The organism is Armatimonadota bacterium (genome assembly GCA_018268395.1).
Classification (GTDB): Bacteria; Armatimonadota; Fimbriimonadia; order Fimbriimonadales; family Fimbriimonadaceae; genus JAEURO01.
Map to the genome: position 1 here is coordinate 242,540 of JAFDWQ010000010.1, position 8,435 is coordinate 250,974.

The following is an 8,435-nucleotide window of genomic DNA, read 5'->3' on the forward strand; positions in this document are numbered from 1 at the left end:
TTCGAACGAAGTCACACCGGGACCGATGACCGGGTGAACGACCACCGTTGGGTGCCGTCGTCACCGGCGGTCACGTCTCCACGGGTTGAGGGACTTTGAGAACCTCTTTCCGCGGGGGTCCCTTTCCGTTCGGCGTCCCCACAATGGAAGGAGAGGTCTCGCCGGATCTGGGGTCGCGACCCTCCATGCCCCGATGAACGACAGGACGATCGCCGCGGTCAAGTAGAACCAGAACCGGAACAGACCCCAAGTCGAAGACGGATGATCGAACGAGATCCTGCCGGGATCGTTGTCGTCGCTCCAGACCTGTAAGGGCCGCAGACCAAGCGGTGCGAAGACGGGACCACCGTACCGCCTCCCTTCCCTAAGGAACGTCACGTACGTTTCCACCCGGTACTAGGGGCCGTACCTTCTTAACCAGCCGTCTGGCGGGTTCCCGTACGTCTTGAAGACCTCGACTTCGATCCGCTGCCAGTCTCCGGTGGTCGCCTTTGCCGCAAAGGTCTCGAAGACGAGACAGAGAACGACGACGGCCATAACGAAGAGAGTCTTCGCCAAAGCGACGTTCGCGACCACCGTTCTACGATGCGGCGGGCTTGGTGACGGATCCTGCTCCAAGATTCACCCCCATCGGTGTTTACGGGGACGACCGATCGGACGTTGAGCTTAAACCGTGGCCCTGGTCTTCGCGATGACGCTTTCGAGGAACGCCGCGTTGGTCGGGACGCGCTTCAAGAGTTTGATGAGCTGGTCCGTCGCCTCATGACTTTCCTTCGTGTTCGCCAGCATCCGGTGGAGGTGGTAGACCGCTTCGAGCTGGTGCTTGTCGAACAAGGCCTCTTCGTGGCGGGTCGACGACGCGCGGACGTTGATCGCCGGCCAGATGCGCCGTTCCGAGAGCTCACGGTCGAGGACCAGTTCGCTGTTGCCCGTTCCCTTGAGTTCTTCGAAGATGTTCTCGTCCATCCTCGAGCCTGTTTCGATGAGGACCGTGGCGATGATCGTCAGCGACCCCCCTTCTTCGATGTTGCGGGCGGCGCCGAAGAAACGCCGTGGGCGGTAGAGAGCGGCGGGGTCGAGGCCGCCGGTCAAGGTGCGGCCGCTCGGAGCGATCGTCAGGTTCGAAGCGCGCGACAAACGGGTGAGCGAGTCGAGCAGGATGACCACGTCGCGTCCCGTCTCGACGAGCCTTTTCGCCTGCTCCAGACAGAGGTCCGTGACCCGCATATGGTTTTCAGCGGGTTCGTCGAACGTGCTTGAAATGACTTGGCCCTTGACCGACCGCTTCATGTCGGTGACTTCCTCCGGTCGCTCGTCGACGAGCAAGACCATCAGGTAGACGTCGGGATTGTTCGTCGTGATCGAATTGGCGATCGACTTCAGGATCATCGTCTTGCCGGCTTTCGGCGGGGCGACGATGAGGGCGCGCTGGCCTTTGCCGATGGGGGCGATCAGGTCGACGATGCGGCCCGTGACTTTCTCAGGATCGGTCTCCTGGCGAAGCCGCTCGGTCGGAAAGAGCGGGGTCAGTTCGTCGAAGCTGCGCCGCATCTGCATCTCAGGCGACTGCGTTCCGAACCCGTTCACGCTTTCGACCCGGAGCATGCCGTGGTACTTTTCACCCTCCTTCGGGGCGCGGACGTGGCCGTAGACGAAATCGCCGCCGCGGAGACTGAAACGCTTGACCTGGGACTGACTGACGTAGACGTCGTCCTGCGAGGGCTGATAGTTCGGCTTCCGAAGGAACCCCCAACCGTCGGGCAGGACTTCCAAGATGCCTTTTCGGTAAAGGCAGTCGGCGTTGGTGGCCTCCAGAAGCTGTTCGATCACGGCCGAGCGCTCTTGGTCGATGCTGACTTTCAGCTTCTTCGCGACCTTGGCGAGCTCGGTCGCCGTCATCTTGTCAAAGTGGTTGTAATCGATTTCCGGCAGGTTCTCGAGGTCGGTCGAGATGTCCATCCGCTCTTCGCGGTGGCGGCGGTAGCGCCTTTTTCCGGCGCCGGCATCAGATTTTCTGGGGCGAAATGCGTGGGTCATAGGGAGCCTGGAATCCGAAAAGACTTCGGGTGTTCGCGAGAAGGTGGATCTGCCGTCAGTCTTCAAGGACTGCGATGAACGGAAGGTTGCGGTACTTCTCCGCGTGATCCAGACCGTATCCTACCACAAACTCGTTCCCGATCTCGAAGCCCACGAAATCAAGTAGGGCTTCGTGCCGCCTGGCTTCGGGTTTGCTGAGCATGGCGACGACGCGGAGGCTGGCCGGCCGGCGTGTCTGAAGGAGTTCGCAAAGATGGGCGAGGGTCAGACCCGTGTCGACGATGTCCTCGACGACGAGGACGTGCTTGCCCTCGATGTTGATGTCGTGGTCCTTTCGGATCTGGACGACGCCGGTACTCGACTTCCCGTCCCCATAGCTGCTGACCTGCACGAAGTCGACGGAACAGTTGCACTCAAGTCGCCGCGAAAGGTCGCTGAGGAACATGTACGACCCTTTGAGGACGCCGATCAGCACGAGCGGTTCACCGTGGTAGACCCGGTCGATTTCGGCCGCGAGTTCGTCGCAGCGCTCCTGAAGGCGTTCTTTCGTGAAGAGGGTCCGGAGCTTTGGCAGGGCGGTCACTAGGGACATTGTGTCACGGCGTTTTTCCCTGAAGCAGGCTGTGCACCGTCGTGACCGGCCCGTCGGCCAGACCGTCGCTCGGCGTCACGCTGACCGTCACGTCCTTCGTCGGGACATAGGCGGAACCTGGAATCATATCGAGATGGCCCGCGCTCACGACGTCACGGACCACGGTCCCGAACTGCTTCCAGACGTACCGATATCTCACGATGTCGTAGTCAGGATCGTCGAGCAGTAACGGCGATGTGATCCGGGCCGATAGCGGGCCGCCTTGGACCGGTGGCTTATCGATCACGATCGTGACCGCATGGGGCGGGCGGTTGTTGTTCAGCTCCGTCGTGGACCGGACTCGGAACGGCGCCGAGACGGACAGCTGGTCGTTGATCCAGAGTTCCGTCTTCCACTCGCCGGTCGCGTTGAGGTTCACGTTATAGCGCCACCACCACGAGGACTGGCGATAGAACGGGTTGTTCCACGCCTGGTTTCCGGAGTCGTAGGCCACAGAACCGTTCGCACGTACGAAGCGGACCTTCCAGACGGAGTTGGTGGGAAGGTTCTGGACCAGGGCCCAAAAACCGACGGACCTGACGCCCGTTGCAAAAGTGCCCGTGCGGGGCAGATCGAACGGCAGCCCCGGATAGTGTTCGTAAATGCCCGGGCTGACGTTGAAATCGCGGAGGTAGAACGAGCGGGGCACCGGCCGTTGTGAGACAAACCCGCTCTGTCCAGGATTGCACGGCCCCGTGTGCGGATCGTACGCGAAACTGCTCCCGGCACCGGCCCACGACTCGAAGTGAAGGTGCGGACCGGTGCTGTTCCCGCTGCTCGCCATCAGGCCGATCTGCTGACCTGCGCGGACGGAATCGCCGACTTTGACGCCGACCGATCCCCTCTTCAAGTGCCAATACAGCGAGTAGTGGGTGTCGCTGTGATAGAGGATGACGTGGTTTCCAGGTAAGCCGTCTCCGAACGTGTTCTCGTCGAATTCGCCGTCGTTCGTCTGGACGACGGTGCCATCGAGCGGGGCGAAGACAGGTACGCCTACAGCCTTCTCTCCGAACCCTTTGATGTCGAGGTCGATCCCGAGGTGCCCGTCGTAAGTGTAGTTGCTACAGTCCCAATCTTTGAGGCCCGACGTCGGATCGAGGTCGACATAGTTGTTCGGGAACACGTCTTCTCCGAGGACTCCGCCGAAGGGATAGACGAGATAGGGGCTTTGGCTCGCGGTACCGCGGCCGGCGTGTTCCTTCCCAAAGCTTTGGACGGCTTCTTCAGCAGACCGTCGTTCGTCCGCCGTCAGGCAGTCGGCCAGTCGCGTTTCAATGGGGCCGCCACCGTGCCCTTCGGAGAAAGCGACGAGAAACGGGGCCGCGAAGAAAAGGACGGACATTGGCATTGGTCGACCCTTAAGGCGCTTTGCCCTGCAAGAGACTGTGGATCGTCGTCGTCGGCCCTTCAATGAGGCCGTCGTTAGGTGTGATCGACAAGGAAACGTCCTTGTTCGGTCTGAAACTTCCCACCGGGATCATGTCCGTTCGAGCGGCGGACCACGTGTCGCGCACGACCTTACCGTTTTGCTTCCAAACGTAGTGGTAACGGATCAAGTCGTGGTCAGGATCTGCGGCGATCTGTTGTCCGGCCACGCGGACGCAAAGCGGACCCTCGGGCGAAGGCATCGGCAGGATCGTGGCCTGAACGCCTGCAGGTGGCCTGTTCAATTGCGTGGAGAAGGAGTTCACGACCCTTAGGGGCGACGACGCCAAGATTTCTCCGTTCACACTGTACTCGACGGTCCAAGTTCCTGGAGAAGACAATGAGACGAACTGCTGATGAGCCACAGTTGCGAAGGTCGCTGAACCACCCAAGGACTGCAGATTGCTGTCGAAACCGACCGTGCCGTTGGGCCGCAAGAACCGGAGCCGATACTTCGAACTCGTCGTAATGTTCAGTAGCGTCGCGTAGACCCGGACGGTCAGTCCCGCCTTGACGAACGTTCCCCGTCGGGCGGCTTCGAATGGGGGATAGGTCTGATCGTAGCGTGACTCGTTGATCCACATGTCCAGGAGCTTTGTCGACCGGACGATGGGTTGTTGGTCCGCCCATCCGCTTGTTCCCGGGTTGCAACTCCCGGTATGCGGCTCATACGCGAACTGCGTTCCGGCGTCTGACCAAGATTCGAAGTGGAGGGAGGGCCAGTTGCAGTCTCCGCTGCTACCGACCCTAGCGATCTCTTGTCCTGCAGCGACCGTCTCACCTGCTTTGACCTTGACGCTTCCCCGTTTCAAGTGCCAGTACAAGGTGTAGTGTGTCCCCCCATGATGGAGGATCACGTAGTTCGCCGGCACGTCGTTCTGTTTGTAAGTCCGATCGAAGTATCCGTCGTCCGATTCGACCACGGTTCCCGGCAAAGGCGCGAAGACCGGCACCCCGCCTTCCATGTCAGCAAAGCTCCGGATGGCGAAATCGATCCCGCGATGTCCTTCGGCGGCCATCCGGGTGCAGTCCCAATCCTGGTTGAAGTCCTCAGACGGAGCTACGTCCACGTAGTCTGATACGAACTGGTCTTCACCGAGCACTCCGGCGGCGGGATAGACCAGATAGGGGGCGTTTTGTGCAGGCGGCACGTCGCCTAGCCGCTCTTGATAGGTTCGGACGACCGATTCGATCCTCGACCGTTCGAGTTCGGAAATGCACTTGGTCGCTGCGGGTTTCACGAAGAACACCGGGGTCGTGACCAATCCTTTGGAAAGGCCCAACGCGGTTAAGGCGGCAACGGCCGATAGCATACGTGGCAGTATAGATGAGGCTGTTGCGGTCAGCCCTTCGTCATCACGCTTTTATTTACCGGTTTACGTCTTTACTCTTGATCCAGATGGCACAAGACGTTCCCGTTTCATAGACCAGGAGACGAAGGCGGCTGACGTTCGGACGCGCCAACAAATCCTTGGCCACCGACTCGCCCAACCACGTCGCGATGTTCTCCGCCGTGGAATGGAACGGGACTTCAAGGATCTTCAACCCTTGTCCGCACAAGAACTCCCGCATCGCGGAGTCGGTCGGATCCAGCATGAAAGCATGGTCCATCCGGTCCACGATCGGTCTGACGCAGGCCGCGATGTCGCCGAAGTCGACGACCATGCCGCCTTCGTCAGGCTCGCCCGTCACCTCCACGACCATGCGGTAGGAGTGGCCATGGACGTTCCGGCACAACGGATGGTAAGGCAGGCGGTGCCCCATCTCCCACCGGAACTCCTTGGAAACGGTCACGGGCATCGCGACCATTCTAGCCGGTTACGGCTTCAACGACCGGAAGAAAGGCTCGTCGAACCGCGGGTCGAGTTTGGCGTAAAAGCTGACGACGACCTGTACTTTTGCCTTGAGCAGGGCGTGCTCGTCGACCAGGTTCCAGAAGCGGCGCTCGCCCGAAAAGAGCCCTTCGGCGAGCATGTTAAAGTCCTCCTCTTGACTGGCTGTCGAGTATTGGGTCAGGAAACCGCGCTTCGCGAGCGCCGGGTCTTCAGAGATCGAGGCCTTCCCTGCCCTCAGGGCTTCCGTGCCACCTGATCCGTACTGAAAGTCGTTGGGGACGGACGCTTTCCAGGACACCTGGTCGAGGAACGTCGGATGGTTCCGCAACAGGATGCTGCTGAACTCGTGGTGAAAACTGCCGCGCACGTAGGAATCGGTGTAGCCCAACTCCGGTCCCTGGTTCGTCAGGTAAACGGCGTCGCTCGAATTCGTGCCTCCGTAGTCCAAGCCGTAAAACTTGAGCGACTTGAGGACGTACACCTTGCGGACCTCACGACGAAGCAGACCGGTCGGATACGCGTCCATGGCCTGCCTCACAAGGGCGAGCGACCGCTCGGCTTCCTTGGCTTCCAGCGACTCGGCCTTTGCCGCGATCTCGTGGTTGGTCCACTCCCGAGGGAACATGCCCGCCTCGGTCGAGGTGAGGACGGGAACGGCCGGCGCAGGCGAAGGCGCCGCACCCCGGTCATGGACCTGGGGGGCGCCCAAAGCCGCGACGGCGAGGGCCAAGGCCGAGACTGTCATGAAAGACCTATTCCGCATTTTCGCGGGCGATTACCGATTTCAAGTGCAAAGACGCCGGATATCGGGAGGGCGTCACTCCCACTCTATGGTAGCAGGGGGCTTGCTCGTCAGATCGTACAGGACGCGGTTCACCCCGTCCACTTCATTGACGATCCTGTTGCACACGTGCTCCAGGAACTCGAAATCGAAGGGACAAGCACGGGCGGTCATCGCGTCCTCGCTACTGACGGCCCGCAGGACGATGGGGTTCTCATAGGTCCTCTCGTCGCCCATGACGCCGACGCTCCGGACGTCCAGGAGGGCCGCGTACGATTGCCAGACGCCTTTGTCCAGCCCTCTGGCCCTGAGTTCGGACCGAAAGATCCAGTCGGCGTCCTGCGTCGTCTTGACGCGTTCCGGCGTGACCTCACCTAGGATCCGTACGGCGAGCCCGGGCCCCGGGAACGGCTCCCGGTCGACGACGTCGTCGGGCAGGCCCAACTTCCGTCCGACGTCCCGGACCTCGTCCTTGAACAGCCAGCGGAGCGGCTCGATGACTTTCATCTTCATCCAGTCCGGCAACCCTCCGACGTTGTGGTGGGTCTTGATCTTCGCCGCCGTGGGCGAACCGGACTCGATGACGTCGGGGTACAGCGTCCCTTGTGCAAGCCACTGGCAGCCCTTGAGTTCTTCGGCGTGCTCCTCGAAGCACCTCACGAACTCGCTGCCGATGGCCTTGCGCTTCTCTTCGGGGTCGGTGACTCCGGACAAACGGGAGAAGAAGCGGTCGGCGGCACGGATCACCACAAGCCTGGGATGGAAGGCCCGGCTGAAGGTCTCTACGACCTGCTCGGCCTCGCCTTTGCGGAGCAGCCCGTGGTCCACGAAGACGCAGACCGCCCGGTCGCCGACCGCCCTGGTCAATAGGGCGGCCATGACGCTCGAATCGACGCCGCCCGAGACCGCGCAGAGCACCTGTTCGTCGCCGACCTGCGCCCGGATCCGCTCGGTTTCTTCCTGGATGAAGTTTTCGCTGTTCCAGTCCTGCTTCAGTCCGGCCTGCTCTTTGACGAACCGTTCGAGGACGAGTTTCCCGCCTGGCGTGTGACTGACTTCCGGATGGAACTGGACGCCGAACCGCCGGCCGAGGCGGTCTTCGATGGACGCGAAGGGGCAGGTCTCCGTTTCGGACGTCTTGACGAACCCTGGAGGGGCTTCGACGACCTGGTCGCCGTGACTCATCCAGACTTGGTCGCTCGACAGGCCGTCGACGATCGATCCCTGCACGATCCCTGTCAAGTGTCGGCGCCCGTACTCTTTCTCGGTGGCTTTGACGACCTTGCCTCCCAGCCTGTGGGCCATGAGCTGTTGGCCGTAGCAGATTCCAAGGACGGGGATCCCTTCGATCAGGCCGAAGTCCAGGTCAGGGGCACCGGGTTCGAGGACGGACTTCGGTCCTCCGGAGAGGATGACGGCGTCCGGACGGTGCTCGGCGATCTTCTCGGCCGCCTTGGTCCACGGCACCATCTCGGAGTAGTGGCCGATCTCCCGCACCCGTCTTACGATCAGTTGGGTGTACTGACCGCCGAAGTCGATCACCAGGACGAGGGCGTGCCTCATGAAGAAGCGCTGAGTTTAGCCTACGAGGGGGATTGGGTCCCTGGTACCGGGCGTCCAGCCTCCGGGGTACATTCTCGGCCCCAGGCGCTCCCGTCGTCTAGCGGTTCAGGACATCGCCCTCTCACGGCGAAGATCGCGGGTTCGAATCCCGTCGGGAGTACCA

The 8,435-nt window shown here is 61.4% G+C and carries 8 protein-coding genes and 1 tRNA gene; 1 reads left to right on the top strand and 8 read right to left on the bottom strand.

The genetic code is table 11. From position 1 onward, the window contains the following. Positions 1-396: 396 nt before the first annotated feature. From JST30_16580 to guaA, 8 genes are all read right to left on the bottom strand, one after another. Complete coding sequence (locus JST30_16580; protein MBS1715945.1) at positions 397-576, bottom strand: hypothetical protein; 180 nt, start codon at positions 574-576, stop codon at positions 397-399. A gap of 90 nt (positions 577-666) precedes the next feature. Continuing rightward, complete coding sequence (rho, locus tag JST30_16585; GenBank protein ID MBS1715946.1) at positions 667-1,959, bottom strand: transcription termination factor Rho; 1,293 nt, start codon at positions 1,957-1,959, stop codon at positions 667-669. 133 nt (positions 1,960-2,092) lie between these two features. Beyond that, on the bottom strand, positions 2,093-2,629 hold the full coding sequence (hpt, locus tag JST30_16590; GenBank protein MBS1715947.1) for a hypoxanthine phosphoribosyltransferase: 537 nt from the start codon (positions 2,627-2,629) through the stop codon (positions 2,093-2,095). A gap of 4 nt (positions 2,630-2,633) precedes the next feature. Continuing rightward, positions 2,634-4,010: a M23 family metallopeptidase gene (locus JST30_16595; GenBank protein ID MBS1715948.1), complete on the bottom strand. Its 1,377-nt coding sequence runs from the start codon at positions 4,008-4,010 to the stop codon at positions 2,634-2,636. 16 nt (positions 4,011-4,026) lie between these two features. After that, entirely contained in the window at positions 4,027-5,406 is a 1,380-nt protein-coding gene (locus tag JST30_16600; GenBank protein ID MBS1715949.1) for a M23 family metallopeptidase, read from the bottom strand. Positions 5,407-5,461: 55 nt separating this feature from the next. After that, positions 5,462-5,893, bottom strand: coding sequence for a 6-pyruvoyl tetrahydropterin synthase family protein (locus JST30_16605; GenBank protein ID MBS1715950.1), 432 nt, complete (start codon positions 5,891-5,893; stop codon positions 5,462-5,464). Between the two features lie 18 nt (positions 5,894-5,911). Then, a complete protein-coding gene (locus tag JST30_16610) occupies positions 5,912-6,673 on the bottom strand; it encodes a hypothetical protein (protein ID MBS1715951.1) in 762 nt (253 codons plus the stop codon). 72 nt (positions 6,674-6,745) lie between these two features. After that, positions 6,746-8,272: a glutamine-hydrolyzing GMP synthase gene (gene guaA / locus JST30_16615; GenBank protein ID MBS1715952.1), complete on the bottom strand. Its 1,527-nt coding sequence runs from the start codon at positions 8,270-8,272 to the stop codon at positions 6,746-6,748. A gap of 86 nt (positions 8,273-8,358) precedes the next feature. On the opposite strand from guaA, the gene JST30_16620 reads away from it, so the two are divergent. Further along, positions 8,359-8,435, top strand: a tRNA-Glu gene (locus JST30_16620).

What these genes read in the sequence shown, in the direction of transcription:
- rho (MBS1715946.1), bottom strand. Translation starts at nt 1,959, where the DNA reads ATGGACATCTCGACCGACCTCGAGAACCTGCCGGAAATCGATTACAAC.
- hpt (MBS1715947.1), bottom strand. Translation starts at nt 2,629, where the DNA reads ATGTCCCTAGTGACCGCCCTGCCAAAGCTCCGGACCCTCTTCACGAAA.
- JST30_16595 (MBS1715948.1), bottom strand. Translation starts at nt 4,010, where the DNA reads ATGTCCGTCCTTTTCTTCGCGGCCCCGTTTCTCGTCGCTTTCTCCGAA.
- JST30_16600 (MBS1715949.1), bottom strand. Translation starts at nt 5,406, where the DNA reads ATGCTATCGGCCGTTGCCGCCTTAACCGCGTTGGGCCTTTCCAAAGGA.
- JST30_16605 (MBS1715950.1), bottom strand. Translation starts at nt 5,893, where the DNA reads ATGCCCGTGACCGTTTCCAAGGAGTTCCGGTGGGAGATGGGGCACCGC.
- JST30_16610 (MBS1715951.1), bottom strand. Translation starts at nt 6,673, where the DNA reads ATGACAGTCTCGGCCTTGGCCCTCGCCGTCGCGGCTTTGGGCGCCCCC.
- guaA (MBS1715952.1), bottom strand. Translation starts at nt 8,272, where the DNA reads ATGAGGCACGCCCTCGTCCTGGTGATCGACTTCGGCGGTCAGTACACC.